The 25,385-nt window shown below is 58.1% G+C and carries 28 protein-coding genes; 6 read left to right on the top strand and 22 right to left on the bottom strand.

All coding sequences use genetic code 11. The annotated features are described in order from the left end of the window. Positions 1-5 precede the first annotated feature (5 nt). The 9 genes from ACWKV9_RS08095 to ACWKV9_RS08055 all read right to left on the bottom strand — a co-directional run bounded on the left by ACWKV9_RS08095 (position 6) and on the right by ACWKV9_RS08055 (position 8,202). Complete coding sequence (locus ACWKV9_RS08095) at positions 6-1,415, bottom strand: circularly permuted type 2 ATP-grasp protein (protein WP_483835569.1); 1,410 nt, start codon at positions 1,413-1,415, stop codon at positions 6-8. Between the two features lie 268 nt (positions 1,416-1,683). Beyond that, positions 1,684-2,022, bottom strand: coding sequence for a ribonuclease E inhibitor RraB (locus ACWKV9_RS08090; RefSeq protein WP_483835568.1), 339 nt, complete (start codon positions 2,020-2,022; stop codon positions 1,684-1,686). Positions 2,023-2,286: 264 nt separating this feature from the next. Further along, the gene (locus ACWKV9_RS08085; protein ID WP_483835567.1) at positions 2,287-2,523 is read right to left on the bottom strand and encodes a hypothetical protein; all 237 of its coding nucleotides are present in this window, start codon (positions 2,521-2,523) and stop codon (positions 2,287-2,289) included. A gap of 148 nt (positions 2,524-2,671) precedes the next feature. Next, entirely contained in the window at positions 2,672-4,744 is a 2,073-nt protein-coding gene (locus ACWKV9_RS08080; protein WP_483835566.1) for an LTA synthase family protein, read from the bottom strand. A 281-nt stretch (positions 4,745-5,025) separates the two neighbouring features. Continuing rightward, positions 5,026-6,237: a type II toxin-antitoxin system HipA family toxin gene (locus ACWKV9_RS08075; RefSeq protein ID WP_483835565.1), complete on the bottom strand. Its 1,212-nt coding sequence runs from the start codon at positions 6,235-6,237 to the stop codon at positions 5,026-5,028. Further along, positions 6,234-6,485 carry a helix-turn-helix domain-containing protein gene (locus tag ACWKV9_RS08070; protein WP_483835564.1) on the bottom strand — a complete coding sequence of 84 codons (252 nt, stop codon included), beginning with the start codon at positions 6,483-6,485 and terminating at the stop codon, positions 6,234-6,236. The genes ACWKV9_RS08075 and ACWKV9_RS08070 overlap by 4 nt, the downstream gene beginning before the upstream one ends. Positions 6,486-6,716: 231 nt before the next feature. Continuing rightward, positions 6,717-6,908, bottom strand: coding sequence for a PLDc N-terminal domain-containing protein (locus tag ACWKV9_RS08065; RefSeq protein WP_024688144.1), 192 nt, complete (start codon positions 6,906-6,908; stop codon positions 6,717-6,719). Between the two features lie 160 nt (positions 6,909-7,068). Then, entirely contained in the window at positions 7,069-7,596 is a 528-nt protein-coding gene (locus ACWKV9_RS08060; RefSeq protein ID WP_483835563.1) for a hypothetical protein, read from the bottom strand. A 69-nt stretch (positions 7,597-7,665) separates the two neighbouring features. Further along, entirely contained in the window at positions 7,666-8,202 is a 537-nt protein-coding gene (locus ACWKV9_RS08055; RefSeq protein ID WP_483835562.1) for an ankyrin repeat domain-containing protein, read from the bottom strand. Positions 8,203-8,661: 459 nt separating this feature from the next. Here ACWKV9_RS08055 and ACWKV9_RS08050 point away from each other — a divergent pair, with 459 nt between their 5' ends. Beyond that, a complete protein-coding gene (locus ACWKV9_RS08050; RefSeq protein WP_483835561.1) occupies positions 8,662-8,940 on the top strand; it encodes a DUF3509 domain-containing protein in 279 nt (92 codons plus the stop codon). Between the two features lie 125 nt (positions 8,941-9,065). Here the strand turns inward: ACWKV9_RS08050 and ACWKV9_RS08045 are convergent, their stop codons facing one another. From ACWKV9_RS08045 to aroC, 4 genes are all read right to left on the bottom strand, one after another. Then, entirely contained in the window at positions 9,066-9,782 is a 717-nt protein-coding gene (locus ACWKV9_RS08045; protein ID WP_483835560.1) for a LuxR C-terminal-related transcriptional regulator, read from the bottom strand. Positions 9,783-10,143: 361 nt separating this feature from the next. Next, positions 10,144-10,689, bottom strand: a complete 546-nt coding sequence (locus tag ACWKV9_RS08040; protein WP_483835559.1) for a 1,2-dihydroxy-3-keto-5-methylthiopentene dioxygenase — start codon at positions 10,687-10,689, stop codon at positions 10,144-10,146. A 72-nt stretch (positions 10,690-10,761) separates the two neighbouring features. Next, a complete protein-coding gene (locus tag ACWKV9_RS08035; RefSeq protein WP_483835558.1) occupies positions 10,762-11,910 on the bottom strand; it encodes an MFS transporter in 1,149 nt (382 codons plus the stop codon). A 37-nt stretch (positions 11,911-11,947) separates the two neighbouring features. Beyond that, the gene (gene aroC, locus ACWKV9_RS08030; protein WP_483835557.1) at positions 11,948-13,039 is read right to left on the bottom strand and encodes a chorismate synthase; all 1,092 of its coding nucleotides are present in this window, start codon (positions 13,037-13,039) and stop codon (positions 11,948-11,950) included. Positions 13,040-13,169: 130 nt separating this feature from the next. Between aroC and ACWKV9_RS08025 the strand changes: the two genes are divergently transcribed. Both ACWKV9_RS08025 and ACWKV9_RS08020 read left to right on the top strand, forming a co-directional pair. After that, on the top strand, positions 13,170-14,165 hold the full coding sequence (locus ACWKV9_RS08025) for an alpha/beta hydrolase (protein WP_483835556.1): 996 nt from the start codon (positions 13,170-13,172) through the stop codon (positions 14,163-14,165). A 95-nt stretch (positions 14,166-14,260) separates the two neighbouring features. Next, a complete protein-coding gene (locus ACWKV9_RS08020; RefSeq protein WP_483835555.1) occupies positions 14,261-15,061 on the top strand; it encodes a hypothetical protein in 801 nt (266 codons plus the stop codon). 104 nt (positions 15,062-15,165) lie between these two features. Here ACWKV9_RS08020 and prmB read toward each other — a convergent pair whose 3' ends face one another. Then, complete coding sequence (gene prmB, locus ACWKV9_RS08015; RefSeq protein WP_483835554.1) at positions 15,166-16,074, bottom strand: 50S ribosomal protein L3 N(5)-glutamine methyltransferase; 909 nt, start codon at positions 16,072-16,074, stop codon at positions 15,166-15,168. 263 nt (positions 16,075-16,337) lie between these two features. On the opposite strand from prmB, the gene ACWKV9_RS08010 reads away from it, so the two are divergent. The 3 genes from ACWKV9_RS08010 (at position 16,338) to ACWKV9_RS08000 (ending at position 18,144) form a co-directional block, all read left to right on the top strand. Then, positions 16,338-16,940 (top strand): cysteine hydrolase family protein, encoded by a 603-nt coding sequence (locus ACWKV9_RS08010; protein ID WP_483835553.1) that lies wholly within the window; start codon positions 16,338-16,340, stop codon positions 16,938-16,940. Positions 16,941-17,171: 231 nt separating this feature from the next. Beyond that, a complete protein-coding gene (locus ACWKV9_RS08005) occupies positions 17,172-17,492 on the top strand; it encodes a hypothetical protein (RefSeq protein ID WP_483835552.1) in 321 nt (106 codons plus the stop codon). A gap of 94 nt (positions 17,493-17,586) precedes the next feature. Continuing rightward, a complete protein-coding gene (locus tag ACWKV9_RS08000; RefSeq protein WP_483835551.1) occupies positions 17,587-18,144 on the top strand; it encodes a Smr/MutS family protein in 558 nt (185 codons plus the stop codon). 164 nt (positions 18,145-18,308) lie between these two features. Here the strand turns inward: ACWKV9_RS08000 and ACWKV9_RS07995 are convergent, their stop codons facing one another. From ACWKV9_RS07995 to ACWKV9_RS07960, 8 genes are all read right to left on the bottom strand, one after another. Continuing rightward, positions 18,309-19,652 carry an MFS transporter gene (locus ACWKV9_RS07995; RefSeq protein WP_483835550.1) on the bottom strand — a complete coding sequence of 448 codons (1,344 nt, stop codon included), beginning with the start codon at positions 19,650-19,652 and terminating at the stop codon, positions 18,309-18,311. A gap of 69 nt (positions 19,653-19,721) precedes the next feature. Further along, on the bottom strand, positions 19,722-21,044 hold the full coding sequence (locus ACWKV9_RS07990; protein ID WP_483835549.1) for an MFS transporter: 1,323 nt from the start codon (positions 21,042-21,044) through the stop codon (positions 19,722-19,724). A 73-nt stretch (positions 21,045-21,117) separates the two neighbouring features. After that, positions 21,118-21,996, bottom strand: a complete 879-nt coding sequence (locus ACWKV9_RS07985) for an SMP-30/gluconolactonase/LRE family protein (RefSeq protein WP_483835548.1) — start codon at positions 21,994-21,996, stop codon at positions 21,118-21,120. Positions 21,997-22,085: 89 nt separating this feature from the next. Beyond that, positions 22,086-23,018 (bottom strand): 3,5-dioxohexanoate:acetyl-CoA acetone transferase, encoded by a 933-nt coding sequence (gene kce, locus ACWKV9_RS07980; RefSeq protein ID WP_483835547.1) that lies wholly within the window; start codon positions 23,016-23,018, stop codon positions 22,086-22,088. A gap of 89 nt (positions 23,019-23,107) precedes the next feature. Beyond that, on the bottom strand, positions 23,108-23,896 hold the full coding sequence (locus tag ACWKV9_RS07975) for an SDR family oxidoreductase (RefSeq protein WP_483835546.1): 789 nt from the start codon (positions 23,894-23,896) through the stop codon (positions 23,108-23,110). Further along, entirely contained in the window at positions 23,893-24,612 is a 720-nt protein-coding gene (locus ACWKV9_RS07970; protein ID WP_483835545.1) for a GntR family transcriptional regulator, read from the bottom strand. The genes ACWKV9_RS07975 and ACWKV9_RS07970 overlap by 4 nt, the downstream gene beginning before the upstream one ends. A 24-nt stretch (positions 24,613-24,636) precedes the next feature. Then, on the bottom strand, positions 24,637-24,864 hold the full coding sequence (locus ACWKV9_RS07965) for a hypothetical protein (RefSeq protein WP_483835544.1): 228 nt from the start codon (positions 24,862-24,864) through the stop codon (positions 24,637-24,639). Positions 24,865-25,182: 318 nt separating this feature from the next. Continuing rightward, positions 25,183-25,362 carry a hypothetical protein gene (locus ACWKV9_RS07960; RefSeq protein WP_483835543.1) on the bottom strand — a complete coding sequence of 60 codons (180 nt, stop codon included), beginning with the start codon at positions 25,360-25,362 and terminating at the stop codon, positions 25,183-25,185. Positions 25,363-25,385: the final 23 nt, after the last annotated feature.

Here is a 25,385-nt window from a genome sequence, read left to right as displayed (position 1 = left end):
CATCCTTAATCCTCGACCACCCAGGTATCTTTCGTTCCTCCACCCTGCGACGAGTTGACCACCAGCGAACCTTCACGCAGCGCAACACGGGTAAGTCCACCAGGGACCACGCGGGTTTCGCGGCCAGCCAGAACGAACGGGCGCAGGTCGATGTGTCGCGGGGCGATGCCGTTCTCGACAAACGTCGGACAGGTCGACAGGCACAACGTAGGTTGGGCGATATACAAATGGGGCTTGGCTTTGAGCCTGGCACGGAAGGATTCGATTTCGGCAGCGGTGGCCGCCGGGCCGACCAACATCCCGTAACCGCCCGAGCCTTGAGTCTCCTTGACCACCAGATCACCAAGGTTGGCCAGTACGTGGGACAGCTCTTCAGGCTTGCGGCACTGCCAGGTCGGCACGTTTTTCAGAATCGGCTCTTCGTCCAGATAGAAACGAATCATGTCGGTCACGAACGGATAGATCGACTTGTCGTCGGCAACGCCGGTCCCGATGGCGTTTGCCAAGACCACGTTGCCGGAGCGATAGGCCGACAGCAGACCCGGCACACCCAGCATCGAATCGGGATTGAACGCCAGCGGGTCGAGGAACGCGTCATCGAGACGACGGTAAATCACGTCGACCGCTTTGGCTCCGTTGGTGGTGCGCATGAACACCCGATCATCACGCACGAACAGATCCGCGCCTTCCACCAGCTCCACGCCCATTTCACGGGCCAGAAACGCATGCTCGAAAAACGCGCTATTGAAGCGCCCGGGTGTCAGCACCACGACACTTGGGTTATCCAGCGGGCTGGAACTCTTGAGCGTGTCGAGCAGCAAATTAGGGTAGTGATCGATAGGTGCGATGCGTTGGGCGGCGAACAACTCCGGGAACAAACGCATCATCATCTTGCGGTCTTCGAGCATGTAGCTCACGCCGCTAGGTGTACGCAGGTTGTCTTCCAGAACGTAATACGTGCCATCGCCATCGCGCACCAGATCGACACCGGAAATGTGCGAATAGAGGTCGCGATGCAGATTCAGGCCTTGCATCGCGAGCTGGTATTGCTCGTTGGCGAGTACTTGTTCGGCGGGGATGATCCCGGCCTTGATAATGCGTTGATCGTGATAAAGGTCGGCGAGAAACATGTTCAGCGCCTTGACGCGCTGAATGCAACCACGCTCGACAATCCGCCATTCACTGGCGGGAATACTGCGCGGAATGGTATCGAAAGGGATCAGTCGTTCGGTCCCCTGCTCATCGCCGTACAGGGTGAACGTGATCCCGGCGCGATGAAACAAAAGATCGGCCTCACGCCTGCGCTGAGCCAGAAGCTCAGGGGGCGCTTCACCCAACCAACGGGCAAATTCCCGATAATGCGGGCGGACCACGCCGCCTGCATCGTACATCTCATCATAAAAGGTGCGGATCATGCCGTACTCCTTGTCACCATGGACCCATGGACCTTCGCAAGGCCCGTGCCAGCGGCATAAACGCTTAAAAATCAGTTGGTTAAACAATATGGCGTAGCGTCTCGCACCATTCCTGTGCAGGAAGAGCTCTAACCAATTCTCCCGCGCCTCATTGAGAAGCATGGGGGTAAGCTGCAAGCTTCAAGCTTCAAGCGGTAGGATTCAAGCTACAGACACCGCCCGCTTTTGCTTGCAGCTTGCAGCTTTCGGCTTGCAGCCGCCGACAGGCTCAATTAAAGCGCCTGATCTCCTGAGTCACGCCCCACCCTTCAACTTCGCCGTCCAGCGGGTCGATTGCGGTCTGTAGGTCCTGTTCGAAATCGCCGATCCCGTCATAGGTGGCGTACATCACTTTGCTCAGCTGCAAATGCCAGGCGCCGTCATCGCGCGCGTTGATCTGGGCATTAAGGGACTCACCACGAAATTGATCCGCCGCCTGACGTGCCCGCTCCTCGTCCGGGAAGACAGCATAAAACTCGATGGGGTGGATACGTGCGAAGTCGAAACCGCCTTCCTTCATGCGGCGCAGCACGTTGCTGCTGATGTCTTCTTGATAGGCTGTGCTCATGAAACGTCCTCCTATACAACGATAGATAGAGTTTCAACGATCCCTGAACGTCCTCTCCCAGAGGGCCGCTACACGACGGACAATCCGCCGCGCGGGACTCAAGCATGTCGCTTCAAGGCCGGTACTGCTTTTCCTCACCGGGCATCGGTACTCGAGCTGGCTGGGGTAGATGCTTCACCGGCCTCATTGGCAGACTACGCCCATTAATAGCGAGTTGCCAATTGCCACTTGAAGGCTTTCCGGTTCATCAAGACAGGTGTTAAATCACGACGCTTCGACGATCGAAATGATCTGTACCGCGTTCTGCTCTTTAAGTGTTTTCACCGTCGGCTCGGCAGTCCGACCCTCCAGATCATTCAGGTCCAGGTCGCTTGCGACCGGAAACAGGTGCGGGCGCAAATGCTGGGCGGCCTCCTCTTCACTGGGGCGCTGATCGGATTCAAGATCGAGGGTTTGCTGTACGCCATCTTTATCCAGAAACGAAACGGTCCAGACTTTCATCAATATCTCCTCAACCAGGCCGCAAACCGGCCTACCGAAATCGGACTTGGTTTTTTACCCTTTCGTTCAACCTGTTTGTCACCCAAGGCCCTGTTTAGCAGGCAAAAAAAAGAGGCCGCAATGGCCTCTTTTTCATGCAGCGGACTGCTTATGGCTTGGCGTCTTTGACCCCGGCCGTGTTGTCCAGCAGGCTTTTGGTTGCAGTCTGCAGGAAGCTGTCGAGCTTCTTGCGCAGCTCGGCCACATCCGGCGCATCCGGTACCAGTTCGGCATGGGGCTTGTTGCCCAGGGTGTAGGCGTAAATCTTGGGCTCCATTTCCTTGGGCTCGATGAGGATGCGGTCACCGGTGACGATGGCCACGGTCTGCTCGCTGCCCGAGGGCTTGATCACGCCAAAACCCTTGTCGCCTTCCGGCAGGTTCAGCAGATCACGACCCCAGCACTGATGAACTGTGTCGCCACCCAGACGCCCCATGATGGTCGGCACGATATCGATCTGCGTTCCGACGATGCTGCTACGGGTGCCGAACTTCTCTTGAATGCCCGGCGCGATCATCAGCATCGGCACGTTGAAACGGCCCAGATCCATTTCAGTGATCTGCTCGTTGTTGCCGAAGCCGTGGTCGCCGACGACGATGAACAGGGTGTCTTTGTAGTAAGGCTCTTTCTTGGCTTTCTCGAAGAACTGACCCAGCGCCCAGTCGGAGTAACGCATGGCGGTCAAGTGCTCATCCAGCGAGCCGTGGCCGGTCACGCGTTCAACCGGCAGGTTGGTCGGCAAGGCGTATGGCGTGTGATTGGAAAGCGTCTGCAGCAACGCATAGAACGGACGGCCCTTGTCTTCCCTGGCTTTGAGCTCCTGAGCGCCGCGATCGAACATGTCCTGATCAGACACGCCCCACGTCGGGTCTGAGAACACCGGATTGACGAAGTCGTTACGCCCGATGAAGTTGGTCATGCCCTGGTTGCTGAAGAAACCGGACTGGTTATCCCAGGCAAAGTCACCGTTGTAGACGTACACGTCGTCGTACTTGCGTGCGCCGCTGAGCAACTGGGGCAGGCCGGACAGTTTGTGGCTGCCTTCTGGCGTCTGCATCAGGTACTCGAAACCTGGCAGGTTCGGGAAGCAGGCCATGGTCGCGAACATACCCTGATGGGTGTGCGTGCCGTTGGAGAAGAAACGGTCGAACAGCAGGCCTTCTTTGGACAGCTTGTCGAAGTACGGCGTGATGTTGGATTCGTCGCCCAGAGCACCGACCGAATGACCGGCGAAGCTCTCCATGAGGATCACTACGACGTTCTTGATTGGCAGGGTCTTGTCGGCTGGCGGCGAGAAGTTGCGACGAACCGCTGCGGTATCCGGATCGACCAGTTTGTCGTTGGCGGTCATCAGCATGTCGCGCACAGTCTGTTGCGCCTGGGCAGTGGGCAACGTGCCCTTCCAGATGTTATCGCGGTCTTCGGACATCCGGCTCTTGGCGGCTGCGATCAACGTCAGCGTGCCATTGAGGCCCAGGGTGTTGGCGAAATTGGATTCGGTGGTGTAAGCATCGCCCCAGCGCAGCGGCGGCCCTTGACGCAACGTACCGCGAGCCGCCACGACAGCGATCAGCAGGCAGACGACGAAGACACCGACGCGGGTGTACCAAGGCGCAACCCTGCGATTGCTGGAAGTGCTCAGATTGACGCCGCCGGCCGGACGCGTCACCCGATCAACGCCTTTGAACACCAGGCTCAGCAGCCAGGTGACCACAGCCCACGCCAACAGATAACGCACCACCGGGAAGCCGTACCAGAGCATGCTCAGAACAGTCTTCGGATCTTCCTTCACGTACTGGAAGACCAGACCGTTGAGGCGCTGGTGGAATTCGCGATAGAAATCCATCTCCATCAGACCGAAGAAGGTGGTCAGGCTGGCGACCAGCGTGAGCCAGAACCGGAAAAATCCGCGCGCTGCCATCAACCGAGCGCTGAACAAGGCCAGCAGCAGGGGAATCAGCAGGTAAACCACCAGACGTAAATCGAAGCGCAAGCCGTTAATGAAGGCCTCGATAAACGACGAGGCCGGCGTTTCGCCGATCCCTTCACGGTTGTAAACCAGCAGTGCAACGCGCAACAGGGTGTACAGAACCATCAACACCAGACCGCTGAGCAGCGTGTAAGCCAGGTGTGATTTGACGGTAGGTTGCGGCGAGCGCGTCGGAGCGTCCGTTTTGGCCATGTGTTCTAGGATCCGTTGGATTCAGGTTGAAGTTCGAAAAGCATGTGCGCCCAGGCAAACAACGCCAGCCGGGATCGCGGGTGGCAAATATTACGTGATCGCTCAGGGTTTACCACTGATGGGACTGATTCTTCATAGGCGGACGACGATGTAGAGCCCCTCCCCGCGCAGATCAGCCTCGTTTGGCGGGGCGGATTTTTCAGCAAACCGGGTGAAAATTCCGTTGATTGGCAGGGTGTTCAAACAATTGCTTACAAAGAGGTAAAGGGGCGCCAGGGCAGTCAGGGGAACGACTTCTCATACAGACTCAGGGAGTGCTGGATGGCCGTCAGCACTTTCGGTGCGTGTTGCGCTAATGCGTGATTGGCGCTCAACGAGTCCCGGGTAGCGCGGGTCAGTTGCTGCAGCCGTGCCCGGGGAGCTGGAATGTCGCAGCGCGACGCTAGCTCCAAGATCCCTAGCCTGGAACTGAACAGGCTTTTGGAGCCAGCCAGCCGTAGAGCGAGGGAGTCATCAGGCAGGTACGCCGTGGTATTGACGATGTCGTACGCTGGTGCGAGGCGTGCGTCACCGCCCAGCGGGTCGCCATACAAAATCCCGAAATTCTTCAGGTGTGCATCGCCATTGCCCACGATGCAGCTGAGCGCAACGATGTCAAAAAGCTGTTCAAGCGACCCCCGAACCTGGTTGGGCGCACAAAATAAGCGGACGGCCTTGGCGATATTCTCGTAGCTCGAATCGTATTTTTGTTCAGTACCCAGGCCCATCAGTACAGCCATGTCTTCGAAGCCAATGGGGCGCTGGTCCGCTTCCCTGTCGAAGCGGCGCATGACGAACAATTGGCGATTATCCGACAGATAAAATTCGGGCACTGGCATGCCCGCTCGCCGGGCCGCATCCATGCATAGAAATTCGTTGATGGCCAATCCGGGAAATTCTTCTCGGCCGGATTTCACGATCAGCTCAGGCATTAACAGGGTTGCACGTGGGGCGGCGGTCCATTCTGTCGTTTCAGGCACGATGACCTTTGGCTGCACTCCGGAAATCCCGGTGCGCAGCAGGTAGCTGTCCACCAGTTCGCTGAACAAATCCCCGGCGCCCGTCCAGGAGAGAATGTCCGAGAGACTCTTTCCTTCAGGAGCGCGCTCATGGATGAGCATTTGGTCAATGGCAGCTGACTTGACGGAGATACGGCCAATCGGCGAGCCACTACCTGTCAATGCGATCAACAGCATCGGGTTGATAGGGGTAGTTTTAGCCAGGCGATTGCGAAGCCGCTCCAGCACGTAGCCTTCGGGCAGGTTCATTTGAAACACAGGATGCAGGTTGCGAGCGGTAAAAGCGGTGTCACGAAGCGGCATGGTGAGACTGATCTGAGACTGCGTATCGCAATCCAGACCATAGCGGAATAAGTAATCGCCTCCTTGCGTTGAGGACAGTTCGCCACTTTCTCCCTGAGGCGTAACGATGCGCACGCGATCAAGGGGTTTCATCGGAACACCTCATGCAGCTCTTCGAAAACGGGACGTCGTGCGGGGACGATGCTTATCTCGGTGTTCAGCGCCGCGAGCACTTTGGCGTATAGATGAATAGAAACGGTGAGGCTGCCCTTTTCAATTTCGGAGAGCTTTTGCCGAGTCACGCCAGCCTCGGCAGACAACTGGATAAGCGTCTGACCTCTGGCCTTACGCATGGAGGCAATTTGTCGCCCCAAGCGCTCAACGAGTAGTGATGCATCCATATGTTATGTCCACGTTACTTCAAAGAGTGAGTGGAATGTAAACGTAACATCGAGCGCGCACAAGGAGATGTGTTCTTTACATAACATTATTATGAATAAGTCTTTTATACGTAACATTTTTAATTCAGATGCCAATCGCGGCTTTGAAATACTCATCCATGCTTCGCGCATAAAAAAACGCCTGACTGCACGAGGCAATCAGGCGTTTGATGTAACCGGGCAAAAGCACCGCTAGATGCGGACGTTGCCTCGTGGACCTGCGATGGCCCAGATGATCAGCCCCAGGACCGGCAGCAGCACGATCAACAAAACCCAGAGGATTTTCATCCCGGTTTCCGCGCCGCTTTTCAATACGTTGATGATGGCCCAGATATCCAGAGCCAGAATGATCAGTCCGACCAGACCATTGAAGGTAGAACCCATGGTGTTGCTCCTTAATGAGGCTTGCCCTGCTTAGGAAAGCGGCGCGTCACAAGGGTTCCGTGGGTCGGGAGGCATATTTTGCTCGTCTGTAGGAGCGAACTTGTTCGCGAGGCCATGCACGGCACTCACCGAGCCATTCGCCTCATCAACGTGCTCGCTGCTACAGAGATTCACCGCGCAACGCTTCAAGCGCTGGCTCGACCGATATGCCCACTGCCGCGCCCAGTTCGATCACTCGCGCCTGATCGCTGCCGTACACCAGTACGGTCTGCAATTCATCGTCCAGCGGCTGGCTGATGTTCATCAACACATAACCGCCGACGTCCTTGTTCATGCTGCCCAGCTGAATCTGAATGCGGTTGAGCGCCGTCAAGGGCTCGGTCTTGGCCAACTGCTTCGGCTTGATATTGAACGTCACGCCAGGACCAAACGACGCGATGATCTGCTCCAGCAAATCCCCGTAGGTATCAGCCTGGAACAGCACCGTTTCCGGAAGGCTGCCGATAACTACCCACTCGCCCAACGGAATAGGGAACGTGTCGTCGTAGTTGATATCGGGATTGGCTGTCAGAAACGCTTGAGGGTCGGCGTAAGCCTGGGCGGCTTCGGCAGCGATGCTGTCGATTTCCTCGTCGCTCATACAGCCGGAACTGATTTTGCTGATGAATTCGATGAGCTGGGCTTTCATGGCAATAAAGATCCGGGGCAAAAAAACAGGCGCGAAGGATAGCTGCAAATCCTTCGCGCCTCTACGGCATCACACGCCGAGCCTGGTCAACTGCTCTGCCGTTTCGGTAGCGCCCATGGTTTGCGCGGCCATCAATGGGGTAACACCCTTGGCATCCTTTATATGGGGATTAGCGCCCTTGGAGATCAGGTAATCCACAATGGCAGTGCGGTTGAACATCGCCGCCATCATCAACGCTGTACGCCCATCCGCCGCTGCGCCTTCCACTTCAGCGCCTGCTTCGACCAATAAACGCACCACCTCAAGATCGCCCTTGAAGGCCGCGCCTGCGATGGGGCTCTGGCCGTTGTCGTTACGGATTTCCGGATCAGCCTTGTGCTTGAGCAGCACTTTCACCGCGTCCTGATGACCGTGATAACTGGCCAGCATCAACAAGGTGTCGCCCTTGTGATTGCGCAGATTGGGCGTCAGGCCGTTTTCCAGCAATCGATCCAGCATCGTGGCGTCGCCTGCACGCGCACGGTCAAATACTTGTTCGGCAAACTCCAGCGCTTCGTCATCGGTCATGCGCGTGGCAGAACCGGCGGATTTAGAGTCGTCGGACATTTGATGCTCCTTAAGCGCCTTGATGCGCGTCAATAATCAGTTCGGGATCTCAGACCTATGTATTCGCGGTCTAGTTTCCGATGCAGGCGTAGACAATGGCAGTTGCGCCCGATTACAGCCAGATATGCACGCTAATCGGCGCGATAGAAAAAGCCGTCTATCGGAACGCGGTAACAATTGAAAACAATTCGCACTGACAAATGAAATAAAACTAACAAATTGCGGTCAGAAGCTCCGTCAGCCTCTGTTCTTGCCCGCGTTAATCCTCCTGTTCCCGCCTCCTACTTCCCGCAATTTGCAGTGCCGCTGATGGCCATTCATGCAATATGCACGAAGATGAAAAATAGAGATTTTCTTAACTGCTTGTTTTCAAACGAATTTAATCATTCGTAAATGCTGGCACAGTCACTGCAATAGTACTTCCAACGCTTGAATCCCTGAGCAATGGAGCCGCTAGACATGACTTTTATCCAAGAAAAATTCTCGTCCGTATTTTCCGAATTCGAAGTCACCACCCAACCTCGTCCAGACGGTGGTGTTCTGCTTTCCCTGCGCAACAGTGAAGGTAAGCAAACCCGCCGTTCGGTCTCTTACGCTCAGCTGAACACTCCAGTGCAGCTGGAATGGGTGATCAGTGCAATTCGTCGTGACCTCGCGGCTCAAGCCAGTGAACTCCCGGCCATCTCGATGCTGCAAAGTCAGCACCGATTCGATCTGCCGACCTATCACACCCGTTAATCGCTGATTGCTTCACCGTTCTGCAACACAGCTGTGCTTTGCCTCCCTTTATTCACCCGATCTGGTACCGCGAACGCCTCAGGGCATTCGCGGTTTTTTTTGCCATTCATTAACGGTTAAATGCGCTATTGAATAAGGCCGCGACAGAGGGCCTCCCCTACTGCCTGCGCACGATTCAATACGCCGAGCTTGGCGTAAATGCTTTTGAAGTGATGCTTGATGGTCGATTCCGACACTTCTTTGATCAGACCAATTTCCCACGCCGTCTTGCCATGTCTGGCCCACTGCAGAATCTCCACCTCCTTCGTCGTCAACGGCCTGTTGTGCATATGCCTGCCGTTGCCGGCGACATGCAGCATGGGCACCAGACTGGTCAACAGATACCTATCGCTGTGGCTCAGCGGCCGTTCCATTGCATTGAGTGAGCAGACCGTCACCATGCCGCTTTCTGTTCGGCTATCGCTGGAGTAGGCGTAGGAATACCCAGGTAACAGATCGCAGTTCTCCACAGCAGTCATGTAGGCAGACGAAGGTGGATAAAGGTCGAACGCATCAAGCCAATCCACAAAACCTTTCGATTGCCGGAAGTAACGCATGACCGGGTCTTCGAGCATTAATCGGCCCTGACAATAGAGATCCTTCCAACACCCGTCGACATTGGAAGTGATGCAACTGAGCAGTACCCCGTTTCGATACTGGTAAAGCATTGACCGCTTGCAGCTGCATTCGACTCTGAGCCACTCCAGCGCGTTGGCAATAGCTGCGTCCCCGTCCCTGCCCGAGATGCTGGTTACCATCTGATGTATCAACGGGTTCAACGTACCCGCCTTGATATTTTTCATTTCCCCTCCTTAAACCCCTGGATGTGTCGTCCCTGTTGGCGCTTGTTATTTTCAGGAATACAGCCCGTTCGATATCGCTGCCGAGGCATTCGTGTGCCAGCGAAAAAACACCGAAACACGATGGCGCCGCAGCAGCCGGGATCCGACGCACGCAGGGTTACACAGTCGATAGGGGTTAAACATAAAGGGGAAAACAAACAGGCATCACTGACCGGGAAACAAGCCGCTTCCCACAGGACTACAAAAATTTGCTTACATCTTTACTGAATTTCTTACAAAAACGGCCAACCCGCCGGGGCTGACCGTTCGATACCGGTACGCACGTTCCATATGCGTAACGCATGAAATGACCAAGCCCGTTTCAGTCCTCCAGTTCAGGGAACCGGCCTGCAATGTCATCACCGGTAAAATGCGCGGTCCCGCCGTCAGGCCTGTTGAACAGGCGGATAGCGATCAAATGGGGATGCTCTCCCATATCGAACCAACGCCCCGTCCCGGCGGGCACGAAGATCAGATCGTTCTTTTCGCACTGCACCGCGTAGACGAAATCCCCAATGTGCAGGGCGAACAGCCCACGGCCAGCGACGAAGAATCGCACCTCATCGGCAGCATGCTGATGCTCGTTGAGGAATCTGGCACGGGACTCGGCTTTTTGTGGGTCATCGCGATTGACACTGAGCACATCAAAAGTGACGTGGCCGCGCTCTGTCATTAACCGGTCAATCTGTTCGCGATAGGCGCTGAGCACCTCGTCCTGGCTGGCGCCCGGTTTGATAGACATGGCGGCCTGCAATCGTTCAAATATGACGCCCTGTTCGGCAAGGGTCGAGGCAATGTCCTCAAAGTGGGTCAATACCTTGTTGGGTTGCTCAGGGGATGACACGGAGTAAACGAACAATATGCTCATGAAGTAATCCTCGATTCGTTCAACGGCCACCGGGCCCGCGGACGGTCGGCGGCTTGGGTCATGTGGCTTCGTTCAGACGTGCTCATCTTTCATACGCGTCGCACACACAAAGGCAGCGGCCAGTGCCGCAATACTGGCGATGCTGAAAGTCCAGCCGGCGCCCAAGGCGTTCCAGCTGTATCCCGAATACAGCGCGCCCAATGCGCCGCCGGTCCCGGCCAATGCAGCATAGAGCGCTTGCCCCTGCCCTTGCTGCTGCGGGCCGAAACTGCGTTGCACGAAATGAATGGCGGCGGCATGAAAGCTGCCGAATGTGGCTGCGTGCAACAGTTGCGCGACGATCAACAGCGACAGATGCTCGGCAAAGTTACCCATGAGCAACCAGCGCACGGCGGCCAATATGAAGCTGGTCATCAGCACCTGTTTAACCGAAAAGCGCTGCAATAAACGGCTCATGGCCATGAACATCAACACTTCGGCAACGACACCCACCGCCCACAACATGCCGATCAATCCGCGACTGTAGCCCAGCCGCTCAAGGTGCAGCGTAAGGAAGGTGTAATACGGGCCGTGGCTCAGCTGCATCAATCCGACACTGACATAAAACGCCAGCACCCCAGGGCGCGTCAGTTGCTTGAGAAATCCGCCAGCCTGGGAACGCAAGCTCGACGCGGCGGGTTGAGCGTTAGGCACCCACCAGCTACTGGCGACAATTCCCAGCATGATGAACATCAGCGCCTGCGGGTAGGCATCCAGGCTGAACCACTCGAACAGTCGGCCTAGCGCAACAACGGTCAGGATGAAGCCGATCGACCCCCACAACCGAATCTGACTGTATCGAGAGGTCTGGCCCTGCAAATGCGCCAGGGTGATCACTTCGAATTGCGGCAGCACTGCATGCCAGAAGAACGCGTGCAACGCCATGACCATCGCCAGCCAGGCGTAGCTCTTGTCAAACAGAATGAGGGAGAACGTCAGCAGCGTGCAGACCGCGCCGAAGCGCACGATCGCCAACCGGCGCCCGGTGTAATCGCCCAGCCAGCCCCAGATATTGGGCGCGATACAACGCATCAGCATCGGTATCGCCACCAGCTCGCCGATGCGCGCACTGGAAAATCCCAGGTGATCGAAATACAACGCCAGGAATGGCGCAGTCGACCCAAGCAGGGCGAAATAGAAGAGATAGAAGCTGGACAATCGCCAGTATGGAACCGCTGCCAAGGTCAGGATGCCCCGGCAGCGTGATCCGAATGGAGCATTACAGCTGGCCCAGAACCGGCGTGGTCACTTGCACATCGGCGTTTTGCCCGCGATGACGCAGCAGATGATCCAGCAGCACGATCGCCATCATTGCCTCGGCAATGGGTGTGGCGCGAATACCCACGCAGGGGTCATGGCGGCCTTTGGTGATGACATCGACCGGGTTGCCGTGGACATCGATGGAACGGCCCGGCGTGGTGATGCTGGACGTCGGCTTGAGCGCCAGATGCACGACAATCGGCTGGCCCGAAGAGATGCCGCCGAGAATTCCACCGGCGTTGTTCGAGACAAAACCTTCTGGCGTCAGTTCGTCGCGATGCTCGGTCCCGCGCTGAGCAACGCTGGCAAAACCGGCACCGATTTCCACGCCCTTGACTGCGTTGATGCTCATCATCGCGTGCGCCAGTTCAGCGTCGAGACGGTCGAAAATTGGCTCGCCCAAGCCCGGCATCACGCCTTCGGCCACCACAGTGATCTTGGCGCCGACCGAATCCTGATCCCGGCGCAGCTGATCCATATAGGCCTCAAGCTCCGGCACTTTGTCGGGGTCGGGGCTGAAAAAAGCGTTTTGCTCAACCGAATCCCAAGTCTTGAACGGGATTTCGATGGGGCCCAACTGGCTCATGTAGCCCCGCACGGTAATGCCCAGGCTGGCGAGGTACTTTTTGGCAATGGCTCCGGCCGCCACACGCATGGCGGTTTCCCGGGCAGAACTTCGGCCGCCGCCGCGATAATCGCGTACGCCATATTTGTGGTGGTAGGTGTAATCGGCGTGGGCCGGGCGGAACAGGTCCTGGATGGCGGAGTAATCCTTGGACTTCTGGTCGGTATTGCGAATCAGCAGACCAATGGAGCTGCCTGTGGTCTTGCCTTCGAACACGCCGGAAAGAATCTCGACTTCGTCGGCTTCCTGGCGCTGGGTGGTATGACGGCTGGTGCCGGGTTTGCGGCGATCCAGATCGCCCTGCAGGTCTTCCAGCGAAAGTGCCAGGCCCGGCGGGCAGCCATCGACGATTGCAACCAGCGCCGCGCCGTGGCTTTCGCCCGCGGTGGTGACAGTGAACAGCTTGCCGTAGGTATTGCCGGACATGCGGGACGCTCCGAAAAATCGATCAAAAACTCAAGCGCGCCAGTATACGCAGGCTGCTCGTGTAGTTCATCCTCGAACCTTATTGGATTGGCTGCGTCCAATCGGCACTGAATACAATGGTGGCTTTCCGATGTTACGTAGTATGTCCCGCCTGTGCGCTCTTTTACCCCTGCGAGCAATCACCTTGACCCTGACTCTGTTCACCAGTGTCGCCTATGCTGGCACCCCGGTCGTTCTGCAGCGCCCGATCAGCCTGCAAACGGCCACCGGCGAGCTGTTTGGCACGTTATTGCTGCCAAAATCCGCGACTCCTGTGCCTGTGGTGCTGATCATCGCTGGCTCCGGCCCCACTGATCGCGATGGCAATAACTTCGACGGCGGGCGCAATGACAGCCTCAAGCGCCTCGCGGTGATCCTGGCCAAGCACAACATTGCCAGCGTGCGTTATGACAAGCGTGGCGTGGCGGCCAGCAAGCCTGCGACGCCTGACGAACGCGATCTGAGCATCGAAAAGTACGTAGCAGACGCCCAGGCCTGGGGTCAGAAGCTCAAAACAGACCCGCGCCTGGGCAAGCTGATTTTGCTGGGACACAGTGAAGGCGCGCTGGTCGCCGCTCTCGCGGCTGAACAAGCCGGTGCATCGGCGGTGATATCGGTGGCAGGGACGGGCCGTCCGGTGGATCAGGTCATTCGCGAGCAGTTGCAGTATCAACTGCCGCCACCACTGCTGACGCGCAGCGAGCAGCTGATCGAAGAAATGAAGGCCGGCAAGACCGACGATAACGTTCCGCCGCCGCTGGACGTAGTGTTTCGTCCCAGTGTTCAGCCGTACCTGATCTCGCTGTTCCGGCAAAAGCCGGCTGCGGCCTTCGGCAAACTGAACGTGCCGACCCTGATCGTCCAGGGCCGCAACGACATGCAGGTGGGGGTCGGCGATGCCGAACTGTTGCACCAGGCCAAACCTGACTCCGACATTGCGATCATCGACGGCATGAACCACGTCCTGCGCATCGTACCCAACGATGTGAAGCGTCAACTGGCGTCCTACAAGGACCCACAACTGCCGCTCGCCAGCGAGGTGTCTGATCGCATTCTGAAATTCATCAATGGACTGCCCGCCGCGTGAGGCAAGCGTAGTTGCCCTTTAGATTGAAGCAAAACGGCCGATAGCGAGTTGCTGGCATTGTGTTGCCGCGCAATGTCGAGAACAGGATCGCCGTGATGACAGACACCCCTTCCCTGGCCGGGCCCGTCGAAACACCTGCAAGCACCGAGGGCGAAGTAGCCGCTCCGGTGCTGTGGGAAGACGTTCACGCCGAACAGTTTCTGATGCTGCGCATGGCGCCGCTGCCCACTGACCGAGCGACGGGTGCCCGACCTTTGCGTTTCGCGCAAATGGGCCGTGCCGAGCGCAACAGCAAGGAGTTCAGCCTGCTGCGCATGAGCTATCAACTGCCTGCGCAAAAAACCCGCAAAGAACAGAACCAGCTGGACTTCTGGGTTGATCATGCCAACCGGGTCGTACGCGTGGGCCCCGAATCAGGGCTGCAGATAGATCCCTACAACCGCGGACTTGGGCGTTTCATGCTGGCCCAAGGCATTTTGTGGGCGCAAAAACGTTGGTCTGAATACAAAGTCGAAGGCATCGCCCTCGCCAACAAAGACGCGCTACAGGAAGACACGCGGATGCGCCGCGACCACTTCCTGAAAACTCAGGGCTTTGAAGTTGTCTATGCCGACGCTCAGCACCTCAAGGGCAGTGTGAAGGACGTCAAGGTCGGCAATCTGAATAACAGCTGGAACACCGAAAAGGTCCAGATCGTCAGCATGCTCGACGCCGCGCAGATGCTGCAACAGGCCGAACAGAAGCTGGTCGAGCACGAAGTAACCATCAAAAAGCATGAGGAAAAGGTCAACAAATACCGTCGTGAAGACAGCGGGTTGCGTTTCACCATCGCGTGTCTGGTGACGTTTGCCGTGTTTCAGGCGGGGTTATTGATCTGGATTGCGACGCATCGGTAGTGACCTACACAAACCCTGCAGGAGCGAATCTGTTCGCGAAGCGGCTGAACTGACACACCGCAGCGACTGCCTCGCCAACAAGTTGGCTCCTACAGAGGTCGCGATCAAACTCGCGAAGCGAACAGCGCCTGATGCTCACGGCACTGCTCGGCAGTCAGCATGAACACACCATGCCCGCCGCGCTGAAACTCAAGCCAGGCGAACTCGACTTCCGGGTATAACGCTTCCACGTGAATCTGGCTGTTGCCCACTTCAACAATCAGCAGGCCCTTCTCGGTCAAGTGATCCGCCGCCTGGCTGAGCATCCGACGAACCAGATTCAACCCGTCATCGCCGCAGGCCAACGCCAATTCGGGTTCATGCTGATACTCGTCTGGCATGTCCGCAAAATCTTCGGCATCGACATAAGGCGGATTGGACACGATCAAGTCAAATCGCTGGCCTGGCAACCCATCGAACCCATCGCCCTGAACGGTATAAACGTGGGCATCCGCGCCGTGCCGTTCGATGTTCTGATTGGCAACTTCCAGCGCTTCGAACGACAAGTCCGCCAGCACCACTTCGGCATCGGGAAACACGTCGGCGCAGGCGATACCGATGCAACCTGAACCGGTACACAGATCGAGAATCCGCGCTGGATCAGCTGCCAACCAGGGTTCGAAACGGTTTTCGATCAGCTCGCCAATGGGTGAGCGCGGAATCAACACACGCTCATCGACGATAAACGACATCCCGCAAAACCAGGCTTCGCCCAGCAGATAGGCGGTAGGCACGCGCTCGTCGATGCGTCGCTTGATCAGGCGTTGCACCTGAACCAGTTCGTCTTCTTCGAGGTTGCAATCCAGATAGCTGTCGGCAATTTCCCACGGCAGGTGCAGCGCACCCAGTACCAATTGGCGGGCTTCGTCCCACGCGTTGTCGGTGCCATGGCCGTGAAACAGATCTTCCCCGTGGAAACGGCTGACGGCCCAACGGATATGATCGCGCAGGGTGCGCAGGCGGGAAGTGATCACGGCAGACTCCTTGAAAAAAACGACGGGCGATTCTAGCAGCCATCCACGCAACAAACGATGCCCCCGTGTGATGGCCAGAAGCCGTAGAAAACTTTCCCAATCTTTCCCTGAATTTGCAGGCAATATGACAGCAATCGCGACCTGCTCGACGGCTTTGAGCACGGAAAAAGTCCGGCGTAACGTGAGGCCTGTGAGCATTGCGATTCACAGAATCGCTCAGCCAGTGGACAATGTGGCAAAAGCCCCACTCGAAGGAGCCCCAGATGTCTGTTTCAAACTCCGGTCAGAAGACCATGTTTCAACTCAGTGGCCGTGGTTACGCGGCGGCTACTTTGAGTAATGCCACGTTAATCATTATCGATGCCCAGAAAGAGTACCTAAGCGGCCCCTTGGCGCTGACAGGCGTCCACGAAGCCATCGCCAACATTGTCCAGCTGGTAGCGGCTGCCCGGGCTGCCAAATGCAAGATCATCCATGTGCGCCACCTCGGCACGGTGGGCGGCATGTTCGACCCGCAAGGTCCGCGCGGCGAGTTTGTCCCGGAATTGCTGCCCCAAGGCGATGAAACCGTGGTCGAAAAACGCCTGCCAAATGCCTTTAATGGAACCGGCCTGCATGACCTGCTGCAAAGCTTTGGGCATCTGGATCTGGTGGTCTGCGGTTTCATGAGCCATTCCAGCATCAGCACCACCGTGCGCGCTGCCAAGGATTACGGTTACCGCTGCACACTGGTCGAAGATGCTTGCGCCACTCGGGACCTGCCAACCCCAAGCGGTGTGATCAAGGCTGAAGTTGTTCAACAGACCGAGATGGCAATCATGGCTGACAACTTCGCCACACTTGCCACCACTAAAGAGCTGATCTAGACCCTATAGCTGACACGTTGCTCTTTCGTCAGGCTCGCCGCCTTCGCTGAAGACGGCACCCTGGACCGCCAAGTGCAGCGCTGGATGGGATGGAGGGTGGTTGCGAGGTGTGACTCACGTCACATTACCGCCTATCCGTTTAGCACTCGTGTTTGCTGTAGAAACCTGACCAAATGGGAACCACCCCTGCATACGCTGGTCAGAGCGCCGATACCCATAGAGGAAATCGGAATGAAAATATCCGATGGTTTTGATGCCCGTCGCCTGCGCCCAAAAGGCCAGAGCAATTGGCGCATGCGCATAGGCGCAGCGCTCGCAGCCGTCCTGGCTACGTTCGGCGTATTGTTGGCGATGGCCGGCATTGCCAGTTTGATCGGCCATCCCCCTGCACTGGGTGAATTGAACACCAGTCCGGCAGGCGCGGCTGTCAGCATTGTGTTGGGTTTGCTGTTTCTGTATGTCGGTGTCTGGATGTGGCGTCGCAGCCGTCGTCGCCGTCGCAGTTCTGGCGGCTTGAACATGTCCCCGCACCTGATGAAAAAGCACGATTAAACACTTCCTCCCCTCTCTTTCTCTCGTTGAGCGGTTTTAGTCGCGCCGAAGGTGGCGTGACTTGGTTAAACTGGCGGCCTTCGCGGAGGCCATCATGCAAGACGACGATTTCTCCCTGTTTCGCAGCGAGACCCGTGGCGTAAAGCCAATCAAGGTCGAATACGCCGACACAGGCAAACCCAAACCTGACCGTAAAAACCTGGCCAAGCTTCGTCAGGCTGCGACTGTGCGCACAGGTTCTGTGACCGTGGACGGCTTGTCCGATCAGTTCGTGATCGATGTCGGGCCAGAAGACCCGCTCAATTGGGTACGCGATGGCGTTCAGGAAGGCCAGATGCGCAAGCTCAAGCTCGGGCAGATCAGCTTCGAAGGGAGTCTGGATCTGCATGGCATGAGCGTAGAACTGGCACGGGAAACCATGTGGGAATTCCTGGCCGAAGCCACCAAACTTGAAATCCGCTGCGTGCGCATCACCCATGGCAAAGCCGTGCGCCTGGATGGCAAACGACCGATGATCAAAAGCCACGTCAACACGTGGCTTCGTCAGCATCCGCAGGTACTGGGTTTCACCTCTTGCCTGCCCAAACACGGCGGCACGGGCGCGGTGTACGTGATACTTAAACGCACGATGATGGAAGGACGCGACGAGTAGCCTGCGGTGTCTGTTTTTTTGTAGGAGATCCCTCATCGTGGGGCAAACGGAATCTGTGGGAGGGAGCTTGCTCGCGATTCGATATTCGGCGCGCAGCAGATGTGACGGATACACCGGCGTCATCGCGAGCAAGCTCCCTCCCACGATGGGCAACTAGCCGTTAATCAAACCGATTCGCGCGCGGCTGCACCCATCGCTTGCTTCTGCGCTGGCTTGCGCTCCTGCCCCTGGCGCAAGCGCGAGGCAGCAATTGCCGCGATCACCAACACCACCGCAATTACCTTCATGCCGTTCATGGCATTACCCGTGCTTTGCTCGATCAGGCCCATGACCGACGGCCCGACAAAGCCCCCCAAAAGACCGCACGAGTTCACAAAACCCAGACCTCCCGCCAGTGCCGCGCCTTTGAGCCGCGAGGCCGGGTAGAGGAAGATGATCGACTGCACGACGAAGAACATCACCGCCGAAATACAGAAACCCAGCAGACTGATCACCGGCCCCGCGAGCGAAGCGATACCCAACCCCGCTGCCATGGTCAGTAACCCCGTGACCAGAATTCGCCGAGAACGCTGCGGGGTGCTGGCAAATTTGGGCAACACAATCGCGCCAATGGCTGCCGCCAGCCACGGTAGTGAGGTCAGCAAACCGATTTGCAACGTACTCAGGCTGCCGTACTTGCCAATGATGCCCGGCAGGAAAAAGATCACCGTGTAGACCGTGATCTGATGGCAGAAGTAAACGAAGATCGCTAGCAGGATCTGCGGCGTCAGGCATTGCTTCAGCGCGCCCCCGTGGCCCGCGCCCTCCTCGGCCTCCGTCGCCAAACGGCTTTCGATCTGCCGGGCCTCTTCAGTGCTCAACCAAGGCGCCTTGCTGGGGCGATCCGGTAATTTTTTCCACACCACCATGGCGAAGAATACGGCCGGCAAGCCTTCGAGCATGAACATCCACTGCCAGCCGCGCCAGCCCCAAACCCCGTCCAGTTGCATCAGCGCCGCACCCAGCGGGCCACCGATGATGTTGGCAAAGCACACACCCAGCAGAAAATACCCGGTGGCGCGCGCCCGTTGTTCACGGCCAAACCAGTAAGTCAGGTACAGCATTACCCCCGGAAACAGCCCCGCTTCGGCGATGCCCAACAGCAGGCGCAGTACGTAGAACGAGGTCTCACCCTGAACGAAGGCCATGGCCGCAGAAATCAAACCCCAGGTGACCATGATTCGGGCGATCCAGAACCGCGCGCCGACCTTGTGCATGATCAGGTTGCTCGGCACTTCGGACAGCGCATACGTCAGGAAAAAAAGACCGGCACCCAGCCCGTAGGCCGCCGCCGAAATCCCCAGATCAATGTCCAGTTGATGCTTGGCCAGCGCAATGTTGGTGCGGTCGAGAAAGCTCAACACGTAAGCCGCAATAAGCAACGGCATCAGTTTGACGAACATCAGTTTGTTCAGCGTCGCCGTGTCCCGTGGTGCGGAACGCGCTTCGGGCGTTTTTGTATTTGTCATTGCACGAACCTCTTGTTGTCGGCATCAATTGAAAAGCCCCGGCGCACTAAGGTCGCCGGGGCTTGAGGGTTAAAGGCTCGGCTGTGGCTGCAACGCGACAGGCCGGTGAGAGAACATCTGCAGGAAAGCACCGGCCAACGCGCAACCGGCCATGACGAAGAAGCACACGGTGTAGCCGCTCAGGCTGGTCCAGCCGCCGCCCATGGCGATCAGTCCGCCCATCAGCACCGGCGCAACACCGCCGCCGATGAACATCGCAGTGGTGATGATGCCGTTGGCGGTGGACGTCGCCGACGGCTGCGCCGAATCGGAGGCCACCGCGTAGTAGATCGGCCATACCGCATTCGCCACCAGGCCGAACAGCAACTGCACGACTACGATGATCGTCGTGGTATTGGCGAAGTAGAACGCGCCCACGCTTGCCGCCATCCACAGTCCGCAAATGATCAGGGTGACGCGCCGACCGATGATGTCGGACAGCGACGGCCACACCAGTTGGCCCAGAATCCCGGTCAGGGCGAACACCACGCTCATCGCGGCCGATTCGGCCAGCGACAGATGCAGGATGTTGTACAGATAGGCTGGCAAGACAATGTTCACGCCCATGTACACCACTTGCGTGAGCATTGTGTTGCCTGCAGTCAGCGCGATATTGCGATCGCTGATCGTAGCCTTGAACATCTTCCACGCCTGGCCCTTTATGTTGGGCGATGGCGTGCTGTCTGGCGCGGTCATGCCTTTGGCGGCGATGTCCGCGTACAGCGCTGTGATGCGCTCGGCAGTGGAATAACGCGACCAGAAGATCATCAGCGGCAGTGCCACCACGAAGGCGAAGAAGAACACGTAACGCCAGTTGTCCTCACCGAAAGTGGTGATCACGAAACTGGCAACGATGCCGCTCAGCAATGCGCCGATCGGATAACCGGTGTGGTGCGCGCCCAATGCAAACCCGCGCCGCTCAACCGGCCACCATTCGGCGGTATTGCTCACGCCCACCGGCTCGCCCCAGCCCGCGCCCAGGTTGACGCCCACGCGCAAGGCGATGAACGACGCCAGATGACCGCTCAAAAACTTGAACCCGGACATGAAGGAAATGAAGGTGTAGCCCAGCACCAGCGGCACTTGAAACCGCGCCCGTTTCCATCCGCCGCCGTAGCGGTCGCTCCAGACCGAACCCGGAATATCCAGCACTGCCAGCGCCAGCATGACCACGGTTGCCGTCGTGCCCCATTGATCGGCCGACAAATCAAAGTGCTTGGAAATCGTCGGCCCAAGGCGCAGCACGATTTCACGGTCGTAGGCGTTGAGGATCCAGATCATCCAGCACACCAGCAACGACACCCAGGAATAGCGGTGAATCTTGCCCAACGATGCTTTCTTATTATTTTGCATGAGGGTCTCCAGGCGTGCCGCACACGCCCAATCGAGAGGGGTTCAGTCGTCCTTAACGGTTGCGTTCAATTAGTCAGCTGGCGAAACGTCTTTCGGCTACGCCCTGTACGCCCAGCCCGGTGATGGCGAACAGCGCGCCGCGCTGCTGGCCGTCTTCGGGGAAGCGCGCAAGAGGCGGTTTGGCCATGGAAGTGGCGAACAAGATGTCTAGGTTCGGTCCGCCGAAGGCCAGGCTGGTGACCTTTTTCACCGGCATGTCGATGATTCTGTCGACCTGCCCGTCCGGGGTGTAACGCACCACTTTTCCGGCGTACACCAGCGCCTGCCAGAGGCAACCTTCGGCATCGACCGTGCAACCGTCAGCCGCGCCGCCGGTGCTGGTGTCGACTTTGGCGAAGGTGCGGCGATTGCTCACCGCTCCGGTCTTGTTGTTGTAGTCATAGGCCCAGATCTCGCCGGACCAGGTGTCGACGAAATAGAAGGTCTCGCCATCGGGGCTCCAGCACGGACCGTTGGAACAAATGATGCCTTCGTCCAGCGTGTGCAGGCTCAGGTCCGGATCGAGGCGATACAGTTTGGCGCTTGCCTCCTCTTCCAGGGTGTCCATGGAGCCAACGATGAAGCGGCCCTGACGGTCGACTTTGCCGTCGTTGAGCCGGTTGTTCGCACGGCCCGGTTCCGGATCGACGATCAAATGCAGATCCCCGGTCGGCAGGTCCAGGTTGTACAGGCCGGTCTGCAGAGCAACGATGGCGGCGTCGCCATTTTTGCGCAGGGCCATGGAGCCAATTTTCTGCCCGACGTCCCAGGCTCGCAGTTCGCGCCCGTCATCGGTGCAGCGCAAAACGCGGCCGTCGAAACTGTCGATCCAGTACAAACGCTGTTGCTCGACATCCCACACCGGGCCTTCGCCCAGCGTGGTTTTCACGTCGACAACGATTTCGATACGCATGTTCTCACCCCTGTCTTGTTGTTATGGGAGTACACCGATGGCCTGGCGCGAACCCGCTCGGTTCGCGCCGTGGTCGCCAGCTGTCGACGTCAGAAATCCACCGCGTTCTTCCCTTTGAGGTCGAGCATTTCCCGCGCTTCGTCGGGGGTGGCGACACGACCGCCCAATGCCTCGATCACCGTGCGAATGCGTTTGACCTGGTCGGCGTTGGACGCGGCGAGTTTGCCCGGACCGTCCCACAACGAATCTTCCAGCCCGACGCGCACGTTGCTGCCCATCGCCAGGCCCATGGTGCCCAGCGGGATCTGATTGCGCCCGGCGCCGAGGATCGACCACTCGTAGGCATCGCCAAACAGGCGGTCGGCGGTGCGGCGCATGTGCGCCAGGTCTTCGGGATGACCGCCAATGCCGCCACGCAGGCCGAATACCGACTGAATGAATATTGGCGCTTTCAATAGCCCGCGCTGCAAGAAGTGCGCAGCGGTGTAGAGGTGGCCGATGTCGTAGCACTCGATTTCAAAACGGGTGCGGTTTTCGGCGCAGGCGTTGAGGATGTGAGCGATGTCGCGAAAGGTGTTGCGGAAGATGCGGTCGTCGCTCTCAGCGAGGTACGGCCGTTCCCAGTCGTGCTTGAATTCGGTGAACCGGTCGAGCATTTCGTACAGCCCGAAGTTCATTGATCCCATGTTCAGCGACGCCAGTTCCGGCTTGAGCTGCGCCACTGGCTGCAAGCGTTCTTCAACACCCATGGTCGGCGCGCCCCCGGTGGTGATGTTGATGACCACGTCGCTCTTGGCTTTGATCTGCGGCAGAAACTGGCGGAACAGGTGGACATCCTGGCTTGGCCGGCCATCGATCGGATCGCGTGCATGCAGGTGGACGATCGCAGCGCCCGCTTCAGCAGCGCCGATGGCAGCGTCGGCAATTTCCTGCGGCGTGATGGGCAAATGCGGCGACATCGACGGCGTGTGAATGGCCCCGGTAACGGCGCAGGTAATAATGACTGGACGTTTTTTGGACATGAGTGTTCTCCGTTCTTGTTCTTGGCGAGAAAGTCTTGGGTTAAATCCGGCTCGGGGAATGCGTCCGGCCGTTTATGCCATCGCGTTGCTTAGAGGTACTCGACGTTGCCGTCTACGCTGATCGCTTGCCCGGTGACATTGCGCGCGGCGGGCGAACACAGAAACAGCGCCATGGCCGCGACGTCTTCGGCGGTGACCATGCGTTTCAGGGAGATCTTCTTGAGGTATTCCTCACGCATCTCCGATTCCGGCACGTTCATCTGCTCGGCACGGGCGCGAATCACGCCGTCCATGCGCGGGCCTTCAACAATGCCGGGCAGCAAAGCGTTGACGCGAATGTCGCTCTCACCCAGTTCCGAAGCCAGGGATTTCATCAGGCCGACAATCGCCCACTTGGTAGCGGCATAAGGGGTGCGCCAGGCGTAGCCCAGGCGGCCTGCCACCGAGGCGATATGGATCAAATGCGCGTTGGGCGATTCCTTCAACAACGGCACGGCATGGTGCGCAAAGCGGTACTGGGCGGTGAGGTTGATGTCGATGGTGCGTTGCCAGTCTTCGTCGCTGATGGCGTCGATGCCCCCGGTAGGCCCGGCGATACCTGCGTTGTTGACCAGTACATCCAGGCCACCGAACTGCTCACGCTGGACCTGAAATACCGCTTCGATCTGCGCCGGATCGCCAACGTCTGCACGGGTGGCGATGCTGTCCGGGTAACGATCTCGGAACGCTGCAATAGCGGCTTCGCTGACATCACAAACATGGACCTTGGCGCCCGCTTCCATGTAAGCGGCTGCCAGCACTTCACCGATGCCGGCAGCGCCGCCGGAAATCAGCACCCGCAGGCCGGTGTAGGGAATCAGACGATTGAGAACGCTCATGCTTTTTTCACTCCTGAGACAGACCGCGAGCGGTCGCTTTTGACGAGCAGGCGAGCCAGGGAGTCGGCGGCCTGCATGATGTCGTCGGTGACTGCGGCTCGGGCTGCGGCGCCATCACGGGCGGCCAAGGCTTCGACGATGCGATCGTGAGCCTCCATCGAGCGTTGAAGGTGCGCCTTGTCGGGAGCCACGAGGGCAAAACAGGGGCCCATGTGCAGCCAGAAATTCTCCACGGCGGCGACGGTCAGCTCGGCGTTCGCCACCGCGTAGATACGCCGGTGGAACGCAAAGTTGGTCCACAGATAGCGGGAGACGTCGATCTGATCGGCGGCGTGCTGCATCTGCGCGCACAAATCGCTGATCTCGGCCAGGTCGCTGTCTTTGAGCAGCACCACGGCTTTCTCGGCCAGAAGACCTTCGAGGGCGACACGGGCGTCGCGAATCTCCCGCAGTCTGTCGGGGGTCATCAGGCGAACACGCAAGCGGGAGGTTTCGGTGACTTCGAACGCGTTTTCAGCGCTCAGACGGCTCAGTGCTTCGCGCACCGGCATGGGGCTGGAACCCAGCGCTTCGGCCAGACCACGGATGGTCAGCTTCTGGCCCGGCTGGAAACGGCCGCTCATCAACGCTTCACGGATCTGGCGATAGACCTGGTCTTGCAAGGTATCGCGAGAAACCTGGCGCATGGTCGGCAAGAGGATCGGACGTTCTGTCATGAGGAGGAGCCTGTATTGTCGTTCTTATGGCCCGAATATGTGATCACAAATCAAATAAGTCAAATTATTTCCTCTGATCGGCTGATCGGCGGACACAAAAAAGCCGGATCGAAAATCGATCCGGCCTGCGTTTGCTACACGCTGAGCGTTGGGATCAGCGCTGACCCGGGCCGCCTTGTCCACCGCCACCGCCTTGGCCACCTTGGTAACCGCCGCGATCACCACCGCCGCCACCACCGTGACCGCCACCATGGCCGCCGCCACCCGGGCCCCAGAATGGGAAACAACCGGTCATGGCAGACATCACCGCGATAACCATCGCGAACTTCGCTATACGACTCAACATATTCGGTACTCTCTAAACGACAGGCATTTGTCACCTGCAAACTCTGACACCGCGCATGAGCGAAACGGCGTAGACACTTCGTAGGTGTCGGGTATCGAAGCCGATACAAACACCCCCGCGCTGAACACCAAACAGCAAAAAGCCGCGACGAGGCATCCCTCCAGTCGCGGCCTGTAGTTGACTCCACGGTCGACGATCAGGCGTCCGCGCCTGATCAGTTGCGATCAGCGGCGGTAGTAGCCGGGGCCGGGGCCATTATCGCGTCCCCCGTCGTAATGGCCGCCATCGTAGTAGCGGTGGTCATGCCCGCCGCCATGTCGTCCCCAACCGGGGCCAAAAAAACATCCCGAAACCGACGACGTCAGGGCGATCACCAGTGCGATTTTCGCGATTCGGCTAAACATAGATTCACTCTCTTTGTCCGGGC

The sequence above is a fragment of the Pseudomonas corni genome, assembly GCF_057128765.1.
Note: the sequence above shows the minus strand (reverse complement) of the source record. Positions and strands in the feature narration are given on the sequence as shown.